Annotated in this window: 18 protein-coding genes; 7 read left to right on the forward strand and 11 right to left on the reverse strand. The window is 35.3% G+C overall.

The window, feature by feature from the left end; genetic code table 11:
- Positions 1–26: 26 nt before the first annotated feature.
- Both CGC58_RS01835 and CGC58_RS01840 read left to right on the forward strand, forming a co-directional pair.
- On the forward strand, positions 27–503 hold the full coding sequence (locus CGC58_RS01835; RefSeq protein WP_095894862.1) for a gliding motility lipoprotein GldH: 477 nt from the start codon (positions 27–29) through the stop codon (positions 501–503).
- Between the two features lie 35 nt (positions 504–538).
- Positions 539–2,842: a penicillin-binding protein 1A gene (locus CGC58_RS01840; protein ID WP_095894863.1), complete on the forward strand. Its 2,304-nt coding sequence runs from the start codon at positions 539–541 to the stop codon at positions 2,840–2,842.
- On the opposite strand, the gene murI is transcribed toward CGC58_RS01840, so the two are convergent.
- The 7 genes from murI to sucC form a co-directional block, all read right to left on the reverse strand.
- A complete protein-coding gene (murI, locus tag CGC58_RS01845; RefSeq protein WP_095894864.1) occupies positions 2,839–3,633 on the reverse strand; it encodes a glutamate racemase in 795 nt (264 codons plus the stop codon). The two genes, CGC58_RS01840 and murI, sit on opposite strands and share 4 nt — an antisense overlap.
- 71 nt (positions 3,634–3,704) lie before the next feature.
- A complete protein-coding gene (locus CGC58_RS01850) occupies positions 3,705–4,238 on the reverse strand; it encodes an OmpH family outer membrane protein (RefSeq protein ID WP_095894865.1) in 534 nt (177 codons plus the stop codon).
- Positions 4,239–4,273: 35 nt separating this feature from the next.
- On the reverse strand, positions 4,274–5,056 hold the full coding sequence (locus CGC58_RS01855; RefSeq protein ID WP_095894866.1) for an OmpH family outer membrane protein: 783 nt from the start codon (positions 5,054–5,056) through the stop codon (positions 4,274–4,276).
- Between the two features lie 59 nt (positions 5,057–5,115).
- Entirely contained in the window at positions 5,116–7,656 is a 2,541-nt protein-coding gene (gene bamA / locus CGC58_RS01860) for an outer membrane protein assembly factor BamA (RefSeq protein ID WP_095894867.1), read from the reverse strand.
- 4 nt (positions 7,657–7,660) lie between these two features.
- Positions 7,661–8,386 (reverse strand): isoprenyl transferase, encoded by a 726-nt coding sequence (locus CGC58_RS01865; protein ID WP_095894868.1) that lies wholly within the window; start codon positions 8,384–8,386, stop codon positions 7,661–7,663.
- Positions 8,387–8,399: 13 nt separating this feature from the next.
- Positions 8,400–9,089 carry a type IX secretion system protein PorG gene (gene porG, locus CGC58_RS01870; RefSeq protein WP_095894869.1) on the reverse strand — a complete coding sequence of 230 codons (690 nt, stop codon included), beginning with the start codon at positions 9,087–9,089 and terminating at the stop codon, positions 8,400–8,402.
- A 306-nt stretch (positions 9,090–9,395) separates the two neighbouring features.
- Complete coding sequence (sucC, locus tag CGC58_RS01875; RefSeq protein ID WP_095894870.1) at positions 9,396–10,589, reverse strand: ADP-forming succinate--CoA ligase subunit beta; 1,194 nt, start codon at positions 10,587–10,589, stop codon at positions 9,396–9,398.
- Between the two features lie 298 nt (positions 10,590–10,887).
- On the opposite strand from sucC, the gene CGC58_RS01880 reads away from it, so the two are divergent.
- The 4 genes from CGC58_RS01880 (at position 10,888) to pheT (ending at position 16,923) form a co-directional block, all read left to right on the forward strand.
- Complete coding sequence (locus CGC58_RS01880; RefSeq protein WP_095897068.1) at positions 10,888–12,201, forward strand: methyltransferase domain-containing protein; 1,314 nt, start codon at positions 10,888–10,890, stop codon at positions 12,199–12,201.
- Positions 12,202–12,212: 11 nt separating this feature from the next.
- Positions 12,213–13,397, forward strand: a complete 1,185-nt coding sequence (locus CGC58_RS01885) for a hypothetical protein (protein ID WP_095894871.1) — start codon at positions 12,213–12,215, stop codon at positions 13,395–13,397.
- Positions 13,394–14,335 (forward strand): phosphatase domain-containing protein, encoded by a 942-nt coding sequence (locus tag CGC58_RS01890; RefSeq protein WP_095894872.1) that lies wholly within the window; start codon positions 13,394–13,396, stop codon positions 14,333–14,335. The genes CGC58_RS01885 and CGC58_RS01890 overlap by 4 nt, the downstream gene beginning before the upstream one ends.
- A gap of 155 nt (positions 14,336–14,490) precedes the next feature.
- Positions 14,491–16,923: a phenylalanine--tRNA ligase subunit beta gene (pheT, locus tag CGC58_RS01895; RefSeq protein WP_095894873.1), complete on the forward strand. Its 2,433-nt coding sequence runs from the start codon at positions 14,491–14,493 to the stop codon at positions 16,921–16,923.
- A gap of 74 nt (positions 16,924–16,997) precedes the next feature.
- On the opposite strand, the gene msrB is transcribed toward pheT, so the two are convergent.
- From msrB to CGC58_RS01915, 4 genes are all read right to left on the reverse strand, one after another.
- On the reverse strand, positions 16,998–18,110 hold the full coding sequence (gene msrB / locus CGC58_RS01900) for a peptide-methionine (R)-S-oxide reductase MsrB (RefSeq protein ID WP_095894874.1): 1,113 nt from the start codon (positions 18,108–18,110) through the stop codon (positions 16,998–17,000).
- Positions 18,111–18,129: 19 nt separating this feature from the next.
- The gene (locus CGC58_RS01905; protein WP_095894875.1) at positions 18,130–18,588 is read right to left on the reverse strand and encodes a DUF417 family protein; all 459 of its coding nucleotides are present in this window, start codon (positions 18,586–18,588) and stop codon (positions 18,130–18,132) included.
- A gap of 96 nt (positions 18,589–18,684) precedes the next feature.
- Entirely contained in the window at positions 18,685–18,957 is a 273-nt protein-coding gene (locus tag CGC58_RS01910; protein ID WP_095894876.1) for a hypothetical protein, read from the reverse strand.
- On the reverse strand, positions 18,950–19,501 hold the full coding sequence (locus CGC58_RS01915; protein WP_095894877.1) for a sigma-70 family RNA polymerase sigma factor: 552 nt from the start codon (positions 19,499–19,501) through the stop codon (positions 18,950–18,952). The genes CGC58_RS01910 and CGC58_RS01915 overlap by 8 nt, the downstream gene beginning before the upstream one ends.
- Positions 19,502–19,805: 304 nt before the next feature.
- Here CGC58_RS01915 and CGC58_RS01920 point away from each other — a divergent pair, with 304 nt between their 5' ends.
- Positions 19,806–21,332, forward strand: coding sequence for a catalase (locus CGC58_RS01920; RefSeq protein ID WP_095894878.1), 1,527 nt, complete (start codon positions 19,806–19,808; stop codon positions 21,330–21,332).
- Positions 21,333–21,392: the final 60 nt, after the last annotated feature.

Raw genomic sequence — 21,392 nt, forward strand, 5'->3', positions numbered from 1 at the left:
TTCTTAAAACTGTTAAAAACCTAAAAATGAGATTCTTAAAAACGTTATTTATACTTATTTTTCTAACCGGTTGCAACGATAATGTTGAGTATAGCCAGTATGTTTCTCTCTCCAACGGTTGGGAAAAGGGGAAACCTGTTCTGTTTCAACTTGAGCAAACGGACACAATTGCTAAGAAAAATCTGTTCATAATGTTACGTAATGATGAAAAGTACGAATTTAGTAACTTATTCATAATCACAAAATTAGAACAACCTGACAACAAAGTAATTGTAGATACTTTACAATACGAAATGGCAACCCCTGAAGGAGAATGGCTTGGCTATGGTTTTTCTGCCGTTAAGGAAAGTAAACTCTGGTACAAAGAAAATTTCAACTTTCCCTCCAAAGGAAAATACACCATAAAAATAGAGCAAGCAATGCGAAAAATAGGTGAAAATGAAGGAATTGAACTTCTGGAAGGAATTACAGAGGTAGGTTTGCGAATAGAAGCAGCCAATTAAATTTATAAAATCAAAAATTTGATATCCAAACATTTATGGCAAAAAATACAAATAATACAAAAAAAAATAAAAGCTTTTTTGTAAAATGGTTCTGGCGGATATTTGCCGGAGGGATAATATTCGTGGTGCTTTTATTTATGTTTGCTTCTTGGGGATTCTTAGGAGAAATGCCTGATTTTAAAAGACTTGAAAACCCTGAAACCAATTTAGCTACGGAAATAGTTAGTTCGGATGGAAAAACGTTGGGTAAATTTTACTTGGACGACAACCGTACTCCTGTGAAATACAAGGATTTACCAAAGCATTTAGTTGATGCATTAGTTGCCACTGAAGATGAGCGTTTCTATGAACATTCAGGAATTGATGCTCGAGGAACATTGCGTGCCATTGCTTTTCTGGGAAGCAAAGGAGGGGCTTCAACAATAACGCAACAGCTTGCAAAACAGCTATTTCACGGAACAAAAGCTCGCGGACTGGAACGTTACACTCAAAAAATTAAAGAATGGGTGATTTCCACACGTTTGGAAACTCAATACACTAAAGAAGAAATTCTGACGATGTACTTCAACATATATGATTTTGGTTATCAAGCTGATGGAATCCGTTCCGCATCACGTATCTTTTTTGATAAAGAACCACAAGATTTATTGATTGAAGAGAGTGCTGTGTTGGTAGGAATGTTTAAAAACTCTTCCCTTTACAATCCTGTGCGAAATCCAAAAGGAGTTACAAACAGGCGAAATGTAGTTCTTTCACAAATGGCTAAAAATAAATACATTAGCAATAAAATGAGAGACTCTCTGCAACAAATTCCTCTGAAAATTAACTTTACTCCCGAAAGCCACAATGAAGGAATTGCTACCTATTTTCGTGAATATTTACGTTCATATATGCGAGATTGGATTGAAAAAAATCCTAAACCAGACGGCTCAAAACACAATCTGTATTTGGACGGAATGAAAGTTTATACAACCATTGACTCCAAAATGCAAACTTATGCGGAAATGGCTGTAAAAGAGCATATGATGCGACTTCAAAAGGCTTTTGATGCAGAAAATAATCCTACTAAAAATAAAACTTATCCGTTTTTAGATATTTCCAAAGATGAGTTCAACACCTTGATAACAAGGGCAATGAAAAACTCCGAACGATGGAGAAAAATGAAATCTTTAGGATATTCCGAAGATGAAATCAAAGAATCTTTTACGAAGAAAGCGGAAATGAGAATCTTTTCGTGGGCAGGCGAAAAAGACACGATTATGACTCCAAAGGATTCTATTCTTTACTATAAGGCTTTCTTACGTACGGGAATGATGTCAATGGAGCCACAAACGGGACACATAAAAGCTTGGGTGGGAGGCATTAACTACAAGCATTTCCAATATGACCAAGTGATTCAAGGTGCCAGACAAACCGGTTCTACATTCAAGCCCTTTGTTTATGCAACTGCAATCGATCAATTACATTATTCTCCTTGCTACGAATTACCTGATATTCAAACTTGTATCGAAGAAGGAAAATATCAAAACGTAACTGCTTGGTGTCCTAAAAATTCCAACGGGAAGTTCTCAGGTAAAATGATGACACTAAAGTATGCTCTGGCAAATTCAGTCAATTCCATTACAGTTAATCTGATGGATAAAGTGGGTCCTGTTCCTGTAATTAATATGGTTAGAAATTTAGGAATTACCTCTGAAATTCCGGAAATGCCTTCAATTGCTTTGGGTACTTCTGATGCTACGGTTTACGAAATGGTAGGAGCTTATGGCACATTTGCCAACGAAGGCGTATATGTCAAACCTATTTTGGTAACCCGTATTGAAGATAAAAACGGAACCGTTCTGTTTGAAAACACTCCTGAAACTCACGATGTTGTAAGTGCTGATGTGGCTCGTGCTGTTGTAAATTTAATGGAAGGAGTTACGCAATATGGTTCGGGAGCAAGACTCAGAACCAAAGGAGCTGATTCTTATAACAGTTTGTACAAAAATGTGATGACAGGCTATCCGTATGCCTTTACGAATCCAATTGCAGGAAAAACAGGAACAACTCAAAACAACAGTGATGGTTGGTTTATGGGAATGGTTCCGAATTTGGTTACCGGAGTTTGGGTAGGTGGCGAAGACCGAGCCGTACACTTTAAAGGCACTACCTATGGGCAAGGAGCAACAATGGCACTACCCATTTGGGGATATTATATGAAAAAATGCTATGAAGACAAAGAATTAAGTGTGTCAAAAGCTGCTTTTCCTTCTCCTCAAAATATGGAAATCCCCGTTGATTGTAAAAAAGACGAACAATCAAGTGACGGAGACGATTTCGGACAGATTGATTTTTAAATCTTTTGAAGTTCCAAATTATCTATATTTGGTGCAAATTGTTGTAAAACAGATAAATCCCCATCACTAAACCAAATGTGATGGGGTTTGTTTTTAGTATCGTTCAACAGATTGCTTTGTGAAAGTATGTTTTTTGTCTGTTTTGCAACGGCATATCCCGAATCTATCACCTTTATATTTTCTGGGATAATCTTTTGGATTTGAGGCAATAAATACGGATAATGAGTACAACCAAGTACAAGATAATCTATATTTTCTTCCACCATAGGGAGCAAATACTTCTTTAATAATTCAAACATTTCAGGACTTTCTATCTGTCCCTTTTCAATAAGATTGACTAACCCCTCCCCTATTTTTTCAACGATTTGAATTCCTTCTCGTTTAATCAAATCATTGCTCGTTTTCATAAATAATTCACTTGAAAGTGTACCTTTAGTTGCCAAAACACCAACTTTTTTAGTAATACTTTGTAATCCGGCAGGCTTAATAGCCGGCTCTATGCCAATGAAAGAAATATCTTTGTATTTGGCACGCAAATGTGATATCGCATTTGTTGTTCCTGTGTTACAAGCAACTACAATGATTTTAACTTCCTTTTCCAGCAGAAATTCCGTATTTTTTTCACATAGAACGATAATTTCTTCTTTCGTTTTTCCTCCATACGGAGCGTTTTTATTATCTGCAAGAAACAATGTATTTTCATAAGGCATAAGTTTTACTATTTCCTTCCAAATAGTGGTTCCTCCTACCCCTGAATCAAATAATCCTATTGGCTTTTCTTTATTAATCATAATACAAAAATAAAAAAGTGCCCGCAAAACACGAACACTTTTAACTAAAATTATTTGTATATTATGGACAATTAAAATCCTAATTCTTTTTTTACTGCACTGTATAAATCAGTTCCTTTAGCTACAATCACTCCTGAACCATTGCTTGAATCCAAAACGTATTGAATTCCTTGTGCAGCAGCAACTTTTTCAACAGCAGCTCTTACTTTTTTCAAAATTGGCTCAATCAATTCTTGTTGTTTTTTCTGAATTGTCATAGAAGCTGTTTGCTGTGCCTGACGCAGATTGTTCTCCATTGTTTGAAGTTCTTCTGATTTTTTAAGGAATTCTGACTCTCTCGCTTTTAATTGAGCTTCTGTTAAAGCAGACACCTCATTCTGATACGCTTGAGCTTTGGTTTGAAGTTCCTTAATTGACGCTTGAAAATCAGCCTCATAAGTTTGTTGTAATTTTTTCAATTGAGCTTCAGCCGATTTTCTTTCAGGCATTTCTTCCAAAAGCTTTTGTGTATCAATGTGGGCTATTTTGTTTTGTGCAGTAGCCATTGATGTTGCTCCTAATACAAGAGCCAATGCAATCATAATTGTTTTAAAGTTTTTCATCATCTTACTTGTGTTTATAAATTATTAATGTTAGTACTCTATTTATTCTTTTTTTGTTTTGCTTCTTGTTGTTTTTGTAAGCGTTCAGCTTTTTCTTTTTCTTTCTGTGCTTGTTCTTCCGCTCGTTTGCGTCGTGTTTCTTCTATGCGTTTTTGCTTTTCCTTTTCGTACTCAGCTCTTTTTCTTTCCTTTTCTTGCTCTAATTCTTTACGTTTTTTTGTTCGTTCATCAACAAACTCAAAATCATAACTTTCCTTTAAAAGCTCCCCTATTTCTTTATTTCTGTCCTCCGCATTGTCTTTTCTTCTCAAAATCCGAAGCACAACATTGGTTAAATTATGCTGATTGTTTGAATAAAGCATCGAAACTTCACTTTTTTCAAAAATCATATCATATTTTCTGAGCTTTCCTATTTCTTGAACAATATTAAACACTTGGTCTTGAATTGGCTTGGCTAACATAAATTTTTGAGTGACATACTCTCCATTTTCGGCTCCAAACTTTTGCTCTTTATAAGCATTCAAATTATGTTCAAGCAGGCTTATTTCTTGTTGCTTATCCTTGATGAGTTCAGCCGTTAACAATGATTTTTCAGCCTCCAGCTTATCTTTTTCATCTTGAATTTGCTTCTGGCGTTTTTCTATCTCAAGTTGCCAGCCATTCACTTGCAAGGCAAATTGTTCATTAGCTACTTTATATTCCTCCAAATTTGACAAAATAAAATCCATATCCACATACCCAATCTTAACTCCTTTTTGAGCGGATATAAAACTTGCCGTTAAGAACAAGCCCGAAAGCAAGATATGTTTTAGTTTTATCATAGCTAAAAAACTTTTATACGTTCTTCTATTTATTGCATAGAAAATATCGTGCCAAATTTTTAGAATTGCTGTCCGAAAATGAAATGTGTTTGCCAACCGCCATTGGTATTTGAGTTTAACGGCTTATCAAATCCGTAACCGAAATCAATTCCTAACATACCAAATTGAGGCATAAACAATCTCAAGCCCAATCCTGCTGAACGCTTGATTTGGAAAGGATTAAAATTTGAAAATCCTGAATAAGTCCCTCCTCCTTCAGCAAAGGCTAACCCATAAATTGACGCCATCGGTTTCAACGTAATTGGGTAACGCAACTCCAAAGAAAATTTGTTATAAATATTTTCTCCGTCAGGCGATGAAAGTGAATAATTCGTATATCCACGCATTTGAATGTTATCCCGTCCGTCCATTGAATAATACCCTAAACCATCACCTCCCATAAAGAATCTTTCAAAAGGTACAATTCCTCTATCTTTATTATATGCACCTAAGTACCCGAAATCAGCTCCGAACTTCAATACTAATTTGTCATAAATATTTGTGTACCAAGTTCCGTTAAGTTTTATTTTGTAGAATTCCAACCAATGGAAACGTTTTTGGTCAATTTCTGCCATTTTTGCAGTATCTCTGTTGGCTTCTGCCTGTGAACTTTCAGCAGATAACGACTTGTAATCCACGTTATTAAATAGTGAATATGGAGGTGTTACCTTCGCACTGATTGAAAAACTACTACCCGACATCGGGAAAATAGGGTTCGGACCGCTTGAATTTCTCGATAAAGCAACCGTGTAAGCCAAAGAGTTAGACTCTCCCTCATTGAATGTAAACAATCCTAACGAATAGTTTCTCAAATCATAATGTTGATAACTCAATGCGTGCGAAATTTGGAAATAATCGTCTGGCACTCTGAGGCGTTTTGCAAGTCCTACACTTGCTCCCGTTATGAAAACTCTTTTGCTTCTATCCACATCATACGTGTAGTAATTATACCCGAATTGCTCCGTACGATTGAATGAAATTGAAAATTGTACAGGTTGTTTCCCTCCGAACCAAGGTTCCGTAAATGAGAATCCGTACGTTCTGTAATATCTACTGGCTTGTATGTTAAGAGATAAATTCTGTCCGTCACCCATCGGAATCGGCATTCTATCATAAGCCTTCTTGTTAAAAATATTTCTGATAGAAAAGTTGTTGAAAACCAATGCTAATGTACCGATGAAAGAACCTCCACCGTAACCACCTTGTAACTGTATTTGGCTGGAACCTGTTTCTGTTAGGTTATACTCAACATCCACTGTACCTGCAACATCATCGGCATTTTTCAAATCAGGAACAATATTCTGAGCATCAAAAAGTTGCAACTGACCTAATTCACGAATTGTACGTACTACAGCATCTTTGTTATATAAATACCCCGGACGTGTGCGCAACTCACGGAAAATCACGTGGTCATTAGTGCGTTGGTTTCCTACTACTGTAACTTTATTAAAATACGCAGGCTTTCCTTCGGAAATTCGCACTTCAAAATTAATTGTGTCATTTACCACAGAAGTTTCTACAGGAATAACCCGTGCGAATAAATATCCGCTATTTTGATATAAGTTATAAACATCCTCCGCATCAGGTTTAGTTTGGTCCTGAAGGCGTTTTTTAAGATGAACACCATTATATACATCTCCTTTTTTGATACCTAAAATTTGATGTAAAATTCGGTCATTATACACCGAGTTTCCTAAAAAGCGAATATCTCCAAAGTAATATCTGTGTCCTTCCTCCAAAGCAATGTTCAGATTTACATTACCTTCAGCATCATATGTTAGTGTATCACTTACAACTCGGGCATCTCGATATCCATTTTCTTTGTAAAAATCGACCAATGACACCAAATCCTCATCGTAATCCTTAGCTACATACTTTGAACGTTTCCAAAAACGACCAAAAGTGCGTTGCTTTGTGTTTTTGAGCTTTCTGCGAAGTTTTTCATCAGAAAATTTTTCATTACCTGCAAAAGTGATTTTGTCCACTTTCACTTTGTTTCCTTTATCAATATGAACCAACATATTTACTCCGTTGGCATCTGTGGTATCTACCTTAGTATCAATGGTTACTTTTGTATTGAGATATCCTTCTTTTCGATATTTATTAATAATGTAGTTTTTGGTATCTGCAATGAAACTCTCGTTTACCTTCGTTCCTTTTTTTAAGTTGGCATTTTTTATGATTTCCTCAGCCTTTTTCTCACGAATTCCCGTTACTTTTGCATCGATAAGTGACGGAATTTCCTTAATGGCGAGTTCCAAAAACGCCTTATCTCCTTCTATTCGTTGGATATAAATATTTACGTCACTGAACAACTTATAGCCCCATAATTTGTGAATTATAGCACTGAATTTTTCACCGGGAATAATAATTTCATCACCCACTCTCAGCCCCGAAGTAGTCAAGATAGTTTGTGCATTGTAACGTTTTGAACCTGTTACCTCAATTCCTCCAATGATATATTTTTTCCCATTCTCTATTGATAATCTCTCTTCCTCTTGAGCATTTACAAGTCCTACGATTGCAGACAATGCTATAAATAAATATTTCTTCAATGACATACGTTTACTTAAGTTGTTCGCTTGTTTTTCCAAATCTTCTCTCTCTTTTTTGATAATTTAATATCGCCTCATTTAAGTGATTTTTGTTAAAATCAGGCCAAAGCACATCTGTAAAATACAATTCGGCGTAGGCAATTTGCCATAACAAAAAGTTACTAATGCGATACTCACCACTTGTTCTGATAAGCAAATCCACATCTGGCAAATCGTGAGTGTAAAGGTACGAATTAATTACAGATTCGTTTATATTTTCTGCAGAAATAACTCCGTTTTTCACATCCGTAGCAATGTTTTTTATAGCCGTAGAAAGCTCCTCCCGAGCTCCGTAGCCCAAAGCCAAAGTGAGTATTAATCCTGTGTTATTCTTCAGTTTATCAATTGTTTCTAATAATGTTTCTTTCGCTTTTTTAGGAAAATGGTCTAATCTTCCTATTGTTTTTAAACGAATGTTATTCTCATTCAACGATTTCGATTCCTTTTTTAAGAATTTAACCAAAAGCTCCATCAAGGCATTTACCTCAATAGCAGGACGATTCCAATTTTCTGTTGAAAAGGCATATAAAGTAAGGTATCCAATATTGTTTTCCACACAATATTCTACGGTTTGCCTTACTGCTTTCATTGCACTTTCGTGACCAAAAATTCGCATCATTCCCTGCTTTTTTGCCCAACGACCATTACCGTCCATAATAATGGCAAGATGCTTAGGATAATTTGTTATCTCTTCCATATTCTTTTTAATCCTAATTGCAATAACACGGTTTTCTTCCGAATGTGTAAGTTAAGGTAACGCCTGAAAAAGTATAGTAATCCTTAGTTGCAACATTTCCAAACGACGCACCATATTTAGGAGTACTTCCGTCCAAGTTGTTTGTGAAAGTAAAACGTGTTCCTACCTCAACTGCCACTACAAAATATATTCCCATTTTTGCTTTTACGCCAAGCACAACAGGGAGAGCCCAAGTGCTGTATATTTTTGATGTTTTTCTCGCTTCCTGTTGCCTTATCAATAAACTTTCGAAGTACAAATCATCGTGTTCAATGTAGGAAATTCCCGTAAATAGATAAGGTGTTATGGGTCTGTCAAGAGGTTTATGCATATTGAATTTGAAGAAGTTATACTCTGCTCCCAAACTCGCTTCAACAATCTTGTTGGAAAAAGAAAAACCTCGATTCACTTTCCCCACCACATCAGATTGTTTGTCTTTTCCTGTCAAATTAGTTGTGCTTACTTGCAAACGCAAAGCCATTTTGTCGTGAAAATTCCACTTATATAAACCTCCAAAAGCCAACTTGTTAGGAAGCACATAATGCGTTCTTCCAACGTCACTAATAGGATTACTACCACCCAAAAAAACACCTATTTCGTGCGTTTGGGCTGTCACTGCCTGCATCCCTAAAAGAATTGCTATGTAATATAAATACCTATGCATACAATAACGACAAAGTGCAAATATATAAGTTTTATGGAAAATCACATTTATTTTTTCAACAATATTTTTTATTTAACTATTTTATTTTAGTTCACGTGTTAAAATTTAAGCAATATGAGATATTCAAAAAACTTGATTTTCAAATAAATAAAGATATAATATCAAAATTCAAAATCAGATTATTTTTTAACAAATAACTTTCTGGAATTTAATTATTTTTTGCTTGATTTCACTTTCTTAAAAACATAAAAAAATAAGGACAGAGAATGAACTCTATCCTTAAAATTTATTCGGTAAAATAATTTCTTATTTTAGTACTTCTTTAACTTTGTCAGCTGCTTCTTGGAATAAAATTGCCGAATGCACCGCCAAGCCCGAATTGTCAATAATCTCTTTGGCTATTTCGGCATTGGTTCCTTGTAAACGCACTATGATTGGCACGTTAATGTCTCCTCCCATATTTTTATACGCATCTACGATACCTTGTGCCACACGGTCGCAACGTACAATTCCACCGAAAATATTAACCAAAATCGCTTTTACATTTGGGTCTTTCAAAATAATACGGAAAGCCGTTTCCACACGTTTGGCATCAGCAGTTCCTCCAACATCCAAGAAATTCGCCGGAGAACCACCTGCTTGCTTAATCAAATCCATTGTTGCCATCGCAAGTCCGGCTCCGTTTACCATACATCCTACGTTTCCATCTAAAGCTACATAGTTAAGTCCCACAGCTTTAGCCTCCACTTCAATCGGATTTTCTTCACGCAAATCACGTAACTCAGCATAATCTTTATGACGATAAAGCGAATTATCATCAAGAGTTACTTTAGCATCTACAGCCAAAATTTTATTGTCAGAAGTTTTTAAAACGGGATTAATTTCAAAAAGACTTGAATCGGAAGAAACATACGCATTGTACAACGCTGTTACAAATTTCACCATTTCTTTCTGTGCATCACCCGAAAGCCCTAAGTTGAAAGCAATTTGACGAGCTTGGAAAGGCAACAACCCCACAGCCGGGTCAATTTCTTCAGTAAATATCAAATGAGGAGTTTCTTCAGCAACTGTTTCAATATCCATTCCTCCTTCGGTTGAATACATAATCATATTTTTTCCTTTGGAACGGTCAAGCAAAACAGACATATAAAACTCTTCAGGTTTGCTTTCTCCCGGATAATACACATCTTCAGCGATAAGCACCTGATGTACTTTTTTACCTTCTGGTGGCGTTTGTGGTGTAACTAAGTTCATACCAATAATTTGCTGTGCAAGCGGTTCAACTTCTTGCAATCCCTTGGCTAACTTTACCCCGCCTCCTTTTCCGCGTCCGCCCGCGTGAATTTGAGCTTTAACTACATACCATTGCGTTCCCGTTTCGGCTGTTAGCTGTTTTGCTGCTTCTACCGCTTCTTTTGGGCTTTGTGCTACGATTCCGCGTTGTACACGTACGCCAAAACTTGAAAGTATCTCTTTTCCTTGATATTCGTGTAAATTCATTTGTAATTAATTTATAATCCTGATTGACAAATGTAAAAAAACTATTTTGATTTTTTCAATTTATTCATAACAAAAATGCAATATTTTTATAAAAAACTGATTATCAACATAAAACAAAGACAATAAATAACCTAATTTTACCTTTTGACTATCTTCAAAATTAAATACTTACAAAAAATTATTGAAAAAAATAAAATTATTTTATCTACGCAAAAAGATTGCGTACCATATTATTTATTTTGCATCGTCAAACCAACAGAAGAAGAAATTTCACTTCTTTAACTTAAATATCAAGGAAATGATTATACAAATTCAATCAGAAAACCCGAAATTACTGGACGTCCTTAACAAAAACCCAAACACCGATTTCGGGATTTATGCCAAATCACTGCGTAACGGACAAATCATAGGAAATGCCTTAAATTCAAATCGTTACGATGTTATTTTTCAGGATACGCGATACAGCTATTTGCCAGAGGAAAACAACCAGATTGATTTTCAAAGCTATTGCTCTCCGCTTGTAATTCTGCACATTTGTAACGAACTTTTTAAAGATTTATTGCAAGACAAAGAAACGTATTTCAATCAATCCGTCAAATGGTTGAACAAAACCAAGCAAGAAGTTGATACAGAACAATGTAACATCGAGGTAAAAAATATGTACATCAATTCTTCTTGGTACAAACACGGACATTTTTTGATGGAAAAATATTTCAAAAACGTGAAAATCACTCCTTTAATTGGGAACAACGTCAGTCTTTCCATACAAGGAAGAAACGTTTTTGAGGCTTTCAATTTACTGAGTTTCATCGCTGTAATTGTCCATATTACCAATGAATACGGGGAATTTACGTACATTGATGATTCTTTTGCTCAAAAATATGCTCGTATTTTAACAAATATTGATAACGTTCCTTATTTCGTGTTTTACTTATTCATTAAAAAAGCGGTGAAAAGTGAACGCCAACTAAATGAAATCAAACCGATGTTTGAGGCGTATTTCCGCAAGCAAAACATTGAAATTGAATTCCAATTTGCGGATACACACGGAAGCCGTATGGATTTTGCTGTCAATCAATTAGGATTTGATTTTCCTATTTTAGATATTGGTTGTGGCGAGTTGAAATATTACCGCCGATTTATGCGAAAAAATTATAATTATAATCATCCTTATTTTGCGGTGGATACAGACCCTGAAGTACAAAAAATTGCTGAAAATTTTAAAGAAAAATTCGATGCTGAAAACTTATTTTTCTTCAGTGATTTATCTGATTTTAAATACGATAAGCCTGTAAATATTTTACTTACGGAAGTCATTGAGCATAACACTCCTGAAGACGCCAAGCACTTAGTAAAGCAATGTTTATCGTTCAATTTCAACAAATTAATTATCACTACACCAAATAGTGAATTCAACATACATTATTTTGAAAATGAGGACAATATGCGACACAATGACCATCATTTTGAATGGAATAAATCCGAATTTGAGAATTTCGTGAAAAATTGCTTGGAAGGAAAAAATTACAAATATACTTTTCACGGCATTGGTGATAAAATCAATGGAACTTGCCCAACGCAAGCAGTTGTAATTGAGAATAATAGAAAATAAAATCAACAGCAATGGAAGATAAAAATATCATTAAAAAAAGAATTGATTGGTTCTGTAAAAATAAGATAAATGCTTTTTCTCCGACTATTTCTCCAGCTCCTAAGTCACTGGAAAGAAATGAGATAGAAAGCCTATACGAAGGAATTTTGTGGTTTTTAAATGCTGGAGTTTCAGAGATTGTAATTCAGAAGAAATATATGGGTTCATACTGTGATATTTATTTACATAAAAATCTGGAACAAAGCTATTTAGTAAGCCGAAACGGATTTCAAATTAATCATTTGGATAAAGAAAAATGGCTCAATGCTTTAAAAGGACTTCACGCTCGGTTTTCGTGGGAAAATACGAAAATTCGTGTTATTCAATCGGAATTAATGCCTTGGTCAGTTTTAGGTAAAGGGTTGATTAACAATGAATTTTCAGGATATTATATTTCGCACCAAATCCACTGTGATTATTTAAAAGAATCTGATTTGTACGAAAAATTAAACAAAATCAAGCAAACTCCTGAATTTCTTTCTTTCACGGAAGACTCTAAAACATTATCATCGAAGGAGTTAAAAGAAAAATATCCGATGCACGTTATCCGTCAGTATGAATCGGTGAAAAAATTCAAATTTTTAAATCTGGAGAATTATCAAAATAACATTCAATTATTTAAAAAACAATTAGATGTATTCGGAAAAGATGATGAAATGTATTTCAAACCTTTCAACATCTTAAAAGAAATTCATTCAGATGGCTCGGAAACTTTTATAAATGACAATTTAAGTTTCAAACAAGTAAATGACGATGATTTTTTACACTATAAATTTGAAAATCAGGAAGATTTCGAACAAAAATTTCCAGAAATTCAGCTTTGGGTAAATCAAGTAAATCAAAGCAATGAAGAAGGCGTGATGATAAAACCCCGAACTGCTTTTTTATCCGGAATGCCTCCGGCGTTCAAAGTTCGGAATAATGATTACTTAACGCTTGTCTATGGAATTGATTTTCAGGATAGATTACAGGAAAATATTGCAAAAAGAAACATAAAATCAAAATTAAAATGTTCCATCAATGATTGGGCTATCAATCAAAAAATGATTAAAATGCCTTACAATCAAATTGATGAGGAAAATTATTACTTCAAAAATTTAGTACTTGACAGAATTTTAGGAGAAGAAATTGAAAAACAATTAGATAGCAGACTATGACACGACAAAATATTAATAAACATACATTTCCGAAATTGCTTATTTTGGTGGGAGCCCCCGGGTCAGGAAAATCCACTTTCGCTAAATATTTTTTGCGTACTGAAGATAATTGGGTGCGTGTGAATCGTGATGACTTTCGGATGATGCAATTCGGGGACACGAAAATGAATTCCTTCTATGAAGAGCGTATTTCAAAAATGGTAGAAGCCTCCACAATTGCACTTTTGAAAAGTAAAACCAACGTAATAATTGATGCCACAAATTGCGGACTTCGAACCATCGAAGATATGGTAGAAACTTACACAGAATATGCTGATATTCAGTTTAAAGTATTCGATTTACCGCTCGAAGAACTTGTATCACGTTGCGACAAACGCAATGCGGAAATCGGGAAATTCATTTCAAAAGGAGTGATTGAAAAATATGTCAATCAACTGCGTTTTACGAAAGAAAAATTTGATTTCAAGCCAATTCCAAAAAGATTGAAAGAAACTGAAATTAAATACGTTACGCAAAGTGAAAATCTACCAAAAGCCGTGATTTGTGACTTAGATGGTACACTTTCTCTTTTGAATGGTCGTGACCCTTATAATGCTTCGACTTGTGATAACGATTTACTAAACGAACCTGTCGCGAAAGTATTGAGAATGGCTAAAAATGAGGGATATAAGGTAATTTTACTTTCAGGTAGAGAAAATATTTACCGTGAGCCTACTATCCGCTTTTTAGAAAAGCATCTCATTGATTATGATTTACTTATAATGCGAAATGCAAATGATTTCCGTAAAGATAGTATCATTAAACGGGAAATTTTTGAAAAAGAAATTCAAGGAAAATATTTTGTAGAATTTCTTTTGGACGACAGAAATCAAGTGGTGGATATGTGGCGAAAAGAACTCGGACTACCTTGTTTTCAAGTGAATTACGGAGATTTTTAATATCCGTTTGGTAAATCGGAAGCGAGGCAGAATATAAATTGTATTCTTTGTGATTAATTTTTCGATTTTTTCAGCAGAAAAACTATTTTTCTTTCATAAGAAAATTGTAAATTTGCACCTCATCAAAAATGATTTAATTTTACTAAAAACACACTATGAAAATTTCATATAATTGGATTAAAAACTTCATTAAAATTGATTTACCTTCCGAGCAAACAAGTGCTCTACTAACTGATTTAGGTCTTGAGGTTGAAGGAGTTGAACCTTTCGAAAGCATAAAAGGAGGACTCAAAGGGGTTGTGGTTGGTCACGTTTTAGAATGTGAACAGCACCCAAATGCCGACCGACTAAAAGTAACCAAAGTAGATATCGGGCAAGGAAATGTATTGCAGATTGTTTGTGGCGCTCCTAACGTTGCCAAAGGACAGAAAGTACCCGTAGCAACAATTGGCACAGTTCTTTTTGATAAAGAAGGTAAGCCTTTTGAAATCAAAAAAGGAAAAATAAGAGGAGAAGAAAGCTTCGGGATGATTTGTGCTGAAGACGAACTTGGCTTGGGTGAAGGACACGACGGAATCTTAGTTTTGGACAACAAATACGAAGTGGGAACTCCTTGCAGTGAAGTTTTTGAAGTAGAAAGTGATGAAATTTTTGAAATTGGGCTAACTCCCAACCGAGCCGACGCAATGAGCCATTACGGCGTTGCTCGTGATTTGCGTGCAGGCTTGATGCAACGAGGAACGAACTTGGAATTAATCACTCCTTCTGTGACTAAGTTCCACGTAGATAATAGGTTAGCCAAAATTGATGTAGAAGTTAAAAACAAAGATTTAGCACCACGATATGCAGGTGTTACCATCAGTAATGTGAAGGTTGCCGAATCGCCTGAATGGTTAAAAAACAAGCTCAAAGCCATTGGATTAACTCCAAAAAATAACATAGTTGACATAACAAATTATGTTCTTCACGGGCTTGGACAGCCTCTTCACGCTTTTGACGTAAATCACATCGTCGGCAAAAAAATAATCGTTAAAAAAGCGGAAGCAGGAACAAAATTCACCACTTTGGACGGAGTAGAACGCGTTCTTGATGCGGAAGATTTGATGATTTGCGATACCGAAAAACCTCTATGTATTGCAGGAGTACTCGGCGGGCTTAATTCAGGTGTGACAACCAGCACCCGAACTGTTTTCTTAGAAAGTGCTTATTTTAACCCAATTTCGGTTCGAAAAACTGCTAAACGACACGGAATCAACACTGATGCTTCTTTTCGTTTTGAAAGAGGAATCAATATCAATGACGTAAAATATGCCTTGATGTATGCAGCCATCTTGATAGAAAATATCGCCGGAGGAGTAATTTCTTCTGACATCATCGATTTATATCCCAAAAAACAAGAAGATTTTCAAGTTTTCTTGGCTTTTGATAAGGTAAACAAAGTTGTTGGGCAAGTTATTCCAACTGAGACAATTAAGAACATTCTGCATTCGTTAGATATTAAGGTAAATTCAATTACTGAAAGAGGTTTAGGGCTTCTAATCCCTTCGTATCGTGTTGATGTTCAGAGAGAAGCTGACGTTATTGAGGAAATACTACGCGTTTACGGCTATAATAACATTAGTTTTTCGGAAAAAACCAACGCTTCAATGTCACATTCATCAAAATTTGATGACCATAATGTGCAGAATATCGTTGCAAATCAGCTTGTTGGGCAAGGTTTCTTTGAAATTATGACAAACAGTCTTGTTCCTGAGAAAGTCATTACAGATTACGAACAAGATGCAACAAAAGCGGTAAAAATTCTTAATCCGTTGAGTAATGACCTAAGCTTTATGCGTAAAAATCTGCTGTTCTCAGGGTTGGAAGTAATTGAATACAACATCAATCGCAAAAGCTCGGATTTGAAATTTTTCGAATTTGGTAAAAGTTATCATTTTGAGAATGGACAGTACAATGAAGGCAAGCATCTAATTGTGTATTCAACTGGAAATAAGAACAATGAGAGCTGGAATATTTCTTCTGAAAAGACAGATTTCTTCTTCTTAAAAGGAACGATCGAAGCGATTTTTGAGCGTTTGGGGCTGAAAAATGTTGCTATAAAGCCATTAGGTGAGAATAACTCTTTTGTACAAGAAGGATTCCGATGGTTCTTAGGAGAGACTTTTCTGGGCACTATTGGGGTAGTCAAAGGTAAGGTTCTCAAAAATTTCGGCATCAAACAGGAAGTTCTCTTTGCGGATATCTGTTGGAATGTAGTTCTTGAAAGCATTAAAAATCAGAAAATTGTTTATCAAGAAATTTCTAAATTCCCGAAAGTAAGACGTGATTTGGCTCTGCTTCTTGATGAAAATATTTCATTCGGCGATATTTATAAAATTGCCTTTGAAACGGAAAAATCTATTTTGAAAAATGTAAGCTTATTTGATGTCTATCAAGGAGATAAACTTCCGGAAGGCAAGAAAAGTTACGCAGTGAGCTTCACACTTCAAGATATTAATAAAACCCTGACAGACAAACAAATTGACAAATCAATGCAAAATTTACTGCAAAAATTTGGAGAAAAGTTAGGTGCAACTTTAAGAGATTAACAAATATTTTCAAAACAAAAAGGACGGAAATTTATAAATTTCCGTCCTTTTCTGTATAATTCTATATCAAGTAATTATTTCAAAAGCTTCAAGTAATCTCCGTAACCTTCTTTTTTCATTTCTTCCTTTGGAATGAAACGCAAAGAAGCACTGTTGATGCAGTAACGCAACCCACCTTTATCAGAAGGTCCATCGGTAAAAACGTGTCCCAAATGGGCATCACCTGTTTTGCTTCGGACTTCTACACGGGTCATTCCGTGCGATTTATCTATTTTTTCGGCAATGAGTTTTTTATCAATCGGTTTAGAGAAACTTGGCCAACCGCATCCCGATTCAAATTTATCTGTTGAAATAAAAAGTGGTTCACCTGTGGTAATATCCACATAAATTCCTTCGCGGAACTCATCCCAATATTCATTATCAAACGGACGCTCTGTAGCATTTTTCTGCGTTACATCGTACTGAATTTCAGTAAGTTTACTTCTTAAAACCTCATCAGTTGGTTTTTCATAAGATTTTTCGTTTGCTTGGGGCATCGGATTGGCATTTTTCGCTATTTGAAACAATTTGGGATTTATGTGACAATATCCATCTGGATTTTTATCCAAATAATTCTGATGATATTCTTCCGCATCATAGAAGTTTTTCAATGGTAAATTCTCCACCACAATCGGCTGATTATATTTGGAAGCCAATTCGTTAAGTGATTTCTCAATCATTTTTCTATCGGAATCATCAATGGTGTAAATCCCTGTGCGATAACGCGTTCCTATATCGTTTCCTTGTTTGTTTAAACTGGTTGGGTCAATCGTTTCGTAGAACAAATCTAAAAGTAATTGTAAATCAACCTCTTTTGGGTTGTACACGACTTTCACTGCTTCCGTAAACCCCGTTTTATCGGTATATACTTCTTCATAACTTGGTTTCTGCGTATTTCCGTTGGCATATCCAACCTGAGTGGCAACCACACCACGAATTTGCTTAAAGAAGTGCTCCGTTCCCCAGAAACAGCCTCCCGCAAAGTAAATTTCTTTCATATTCTTTTTATTATTCGTTGTTTTCATTTCCATATTTTGCATTTTCATTCCTGATTCTTGCATTTTCATTGATTCTTTTGATGTTTTACATTGACTTGTAAGCAAAATCATCATAGGCAATACCGCCATAAAAGTAGTTATATTTTTCATTTTGATATTTAATTTTAAATTATTTTTTCGCTTGTTTTCCTACCAGCATTAGGCTAAAACCCAATAACACAACGTCTTTCAATATAAAAAAATCCGTAATGGGAAGCCATTCTACTTTTCGCCACATATTCGGAGTTGTAAACAAGTAACTAATTGTTACTAAAAAGGTTACTACCATTCCGTAAGCAGCATATTTTCCTAATTTTGGAAAAAACGGACTGAGTAAAAGCAGTAAAGCCAATGTAATTTCAACGATACCTACGAGGTTTGAAACCGTTTGTACGCTCATCGAATCGTATGCCCAAAATGTTAAGAAATGATTTTCCACCAAAGGTTTTATCGCATTGGCTTCAGCGGTTGTGAATTTGAAAATTCCTATCCAAAACAATATTAAAGCTATCCCGAAAAGAGATACATAATAACCTATTTTGTAGATTTTTTCATCCGACAACGGACAATTTGAAGTTTGTTTTTCCATCTGGTTCAATTATTAAAAAGTTATTTTATAAAAACGTATGATTAATCGTACATTCTCATAGTCGGTAACTTTTTAGAAACCTGACAGAAAAAAGAACTATTTTTTTATATTTTCTTTCATTTTATTCTTAAATAACTGAATTTCAGAATCATCAAAAGCAACTTTTTTTTCACCAATTTCTGTATTTTGAAGTGATTTATCCAAAAATATCACTTTTTTATGATACATCTCACAAAGGCGACACACCCTCAAATGTGAAAAAAGACGCACTTTTTCAAAGAAAGAAATTTTTCCCGCTGTTTTCTTTTCAATGAGCAATGAAATTTCGCTACAAGGCAATATAAAATAATGTATAATTCTGCTAAACATTTCCAAACCAATTAATTTCCAAACATTTTCTGAGCTGTAAACGACTCCTTTGCAATATTTTCCACAGATTAGTCGTTGAAATTTCCATTTCCTGACAAACTACTTCCGTCTTTTTCTCTTCCAGATAATAAAGTTTGACGAGAATTTTCCATCGTGGTGGCAATTTTTCAATACATTCCTCCAAAACTCGTGAAAAATCTTCTTTTTCTGAGGAATTTTCAGATATTTCTTGCCAAAAGTTAAGGACGCTTTGGTCCGCCCAAGAGCCTTCTTTATCAAAAAAATCGGAAAGATTGGTATTGACGGGATTTTTATATTTACTACGGTAAAAATCAGCGATTTTATTGCGAAGAATATTGTATAACCACGTAAGCGGACTACTTTTTCCCTGAAAAGAATCAAACGAAGTGTAAGCCACAAGAAAAACCTCTTGCACAATATCAGCCGCATCTTCCTTATCCGAAACCAAGTATAAAGCCCTGTTAAGCAATGCTTTTGAATAAATTTCAATCCACTGCGTTATTTGTTCTTCCTTTTGTTTCACTTATTTAACTTATTCCTTAATAATTAAAATTCTATTTTTAGAGATTGTATGAGTAATTCTTAAAAAATCCACTGCAAAAATAATTTTTTGAAAATAATTTTCCAACGCTTTTACTTTCCATCTTCCGTAAGATTAATAATATTTTTTTATTCAACTGAAAATCAACAACCATTATAAAAACTTATAGAATAATTTAAAATATATAAGAAAAATCTATTTTGATATAAAAAATAACAGTCGATAAAGCCTTTTATAGAAAAAACATAGCACTACTTTTGCACCACAAAACAAATAGAGAATAAAAATGAACAACAACAAACTGACAACTACAACGGGAGCTCCTGTTGCTAATAATCAAGATACGATGACCGCAGGCAAAAGAGGTCCTGCTCTTTTGCAAGATGTGTGGTTTTTAGAGAAAATGGCTCACTTTGACCGTCAAGTAATTCCTGAGCGAGTAATGCACGCCAAAGGTTCAGGGGCTTACGGGATATTCAAAGTAACACACGACATTACTAAATATACGAAAGCTTCTATTTTTGCCGAAATCGGGAAAGAAACACCAATGTTCGTACGTTTTTCTACTGTTGCCGGAGAGCGTGGAGCTGCTGATGCTGAGCGTGATATCCGTGGTTTTGCAATGAAATTCTACACCGATGAAGGAAACTGGGATTTGGTGGGCAACAACACGCCTGTGTTCTTTCTTCGCGACCCTTTGAAATTCCCCGATTTGAATCACGCCGTAAAACGCGACCCACGAACTCATATGCGTTCTGCGGATAACAACTGGGATTTCTGGACGTTGCTTCCTGAGGCACTTCATCAAGTTACTATCGTGATGAGTGACCGTGGTATCCCAAAATCATACCGCACAATGCACGGATTCGGTAGTCATACTTTTTCTTTCATAAATAAAGAAGGAGTACGCCACTGGGTAAAATTTCACCTGGTTTCACAACAAGGAATTGAAAACCTAACCGATGAAGAAGCTGCCAAGTTGGTGGGAATGGACAGAGAATCACACCAAAAAGATTTGTACGAAGCTATTGAAAACGGAAACTTCCCGAAATGGAAAATGTTCGTGCAAATTATGACAGAAGAGCAAGCTCGTAATTTGGAATATAATCCGTTCGACTTAACAAAAGTTTGGTACAAAAAAGACTTTCCTTTGATTCCCGTGGGAGAATTTGAACTAAACAGAAATCCTGAAAATTACTTTGCCGAAGTGGAACAATCAGCTTTCAGTCCTGCGAATGTAGTACCGGGAATTGGTTTTTCACCTGACAGAATGTTACAAGGTCGTTTGTTTTCTTACGGAGACACGCACCGTTACCGTTTGGGCGTAAATCACAATCAAATTCCGGTGAATGCTCCTAAATGTCCCGTACACGGATATCACAGAGATGGTGCAATGCGAGTGGACGGTAACTACGGTTCTACCAAGCATTACGAACCGAACAGCTTCGGAGTTTGGCAGGAGCAAAAGCAATTCCAAGAGCCACCTTTGTCACTTAACGGAGATGCCTACAATTATGATTTCCGTGAGGACGATGATGATTACTTCACGCAACCACGTAAATTATTCCAATTGATGAATGATGAGCAGAAAAAAGCTTTGTTTGAAAATACGGCAAGAGCCATCGGCGGAGCTCAAAAATTCATTCAAATCCGACATATCCGCAACTGCTATCACGCTGACCCTGCGTATGCTAAAGGAGTAGCTGATGCCCTCGGACTTACTATGCAAGAGGTTTTAACCTACGAACATCCTGCACTGAATTTAGGTCCTGTTGCACACAAAGAAATGAAATGCCCTTTCGGACATAAATAAAATAAACATAAAAAAGGAATCGAAAATTTCGATTCCTTTTTTGTTTTTCTAAAATCAGAA

Origin of the sequence: Capnocytophaga stomatis (assembly GCF_002302635.1) — a bacterium.
GTDB lineage: Bacteria > Bacteroidota > Bacteroidia > Flavobacteriales > Flavobacteriaceae > Capnocytophaga > Capnocytophaga stomatis.

What these genes read in the sequence shown, in the direction of transcription:
- CGC58_RS01835 (WP_095894862.1), top strand. Translation starts at nt 27, where the DNA reads ATGAGATTCTTAAAAACGTTATTTATACTTATTTTTCTAACCGGTTGC.
- CGC58_RS01840 (WP_095894863.1), top strand. Translation starts at nt 539, where the DNA reads ATGGCAAAAAATACAAATAATACAAAAAAAAATAAAAGCTTTTTTGTA.
- murI (WP_095894864.1), bottom strand. Translation starts at nt 3,633, where the DNA reads ATGATTAATAAAGAAAAGCCAATAGGATTATTTGATTCAGGGGTAGGA.
- CGC58_RS01850 (WP_095894865.1), bottom strand. Translation starts at nt 4,238, where the DNA reads ATGATGAAAAACTTTAAAACAATTATGATTGCATTGGCTCTTGTATTA.
- CGC58_RS01855 (WP_095894866.1), bottom strand. Translation starts at nt 5,056, where the DNA reads ATGATAAAACTAAAACATATCTTGCTTTCGGGCTTGTTCTTAACGGCA.
- bamA (WP_095894867.1), bottom strand. Translation starts at nt 7,656, where the DNA reads ATGTCATTGAAGAAATATTTATTTATAGCATTGTCTGCAATCGTAGGA.
- CGC58_RS01865 (WP_095894868.1), bottom strand. Translation starts at nt 8,386, where the DNA reads ATGGAAGAGATAACAAATTATCCTAAGCATCTTGCCATTATTATGGAC.
- porG (WP_095894869.1), bottom strand. Translation starts at nt 9,089, where the DNA reads ATGCATAGGTATTTATATTACATAGCAATTCTTTTAGGGATGCAGGCA.
- sucC (WP_095894870.1), bottom strand. Translation starts at nt 10,589, where the DNA reads ATGAATTTACACGAATATCAAGGAAAAGAGATACTTTCAAGTTTTGGC.
- CGC58_RS01880 (WP_095897068.1), top strand. Translation starts at nt 10,888, where the DNA reads ATGATTATACAAATTCAATCAGAAAACCCGAAATTACTGGACGTCCTT.
- CGC58_RS01885 (WP_095894871.1), top strand. Translation starts at nt 12,213, where the DNA reads ATGGAAGATAAAAATATCATTAAAAAAAGAATTGATTGGTTCTGTAAA.
- CGC58_RS01890 (WP_095894872.1), top strand. Translation starts at nt 13,394, where the DNA reads ATGACACGACAAAATATTAATAAACATACATTTCCGAAATTGCTTATT.
- pheT (WP_095894873.1), top strand. Translation starts at nt 14,491, where the DNA reads ATGAAAATTTCATATAATTGGATTAAAAACTTCATTAAAATTGATTTA.
- msrB (WP_095894874.1), bottom strand. Translation starts at nt 18,110, where the DNA reads ATGAAAAATATAACTACTTTTATGGCGGTATTGCCTATGATGATTTTG.
- CGC58_RS01905 (WP_095894875.1), bottom strand. Translation starts at nt 18,588, where the DNA reads ATGGAAAAACAAACTTCAAATTGTCCGTTGTCGGATGAAAAAATCTAC.
- CGC58_RS01910 (WP_095894876.1), bottom strand. Translation starts at nt 18,957, where the DNA reads ATGTTTAGCAGAATTATACATTATTTTATATTGCCTTGTAGCGAAATT.
- CGC58_RS01920 (WP_095894878.1), top strand. Translation starts at nt 19,806, where the DNA reads ATGAACAACAACAAACTGACAACTACAACGGGAGCTCCTGTTGCTAAT.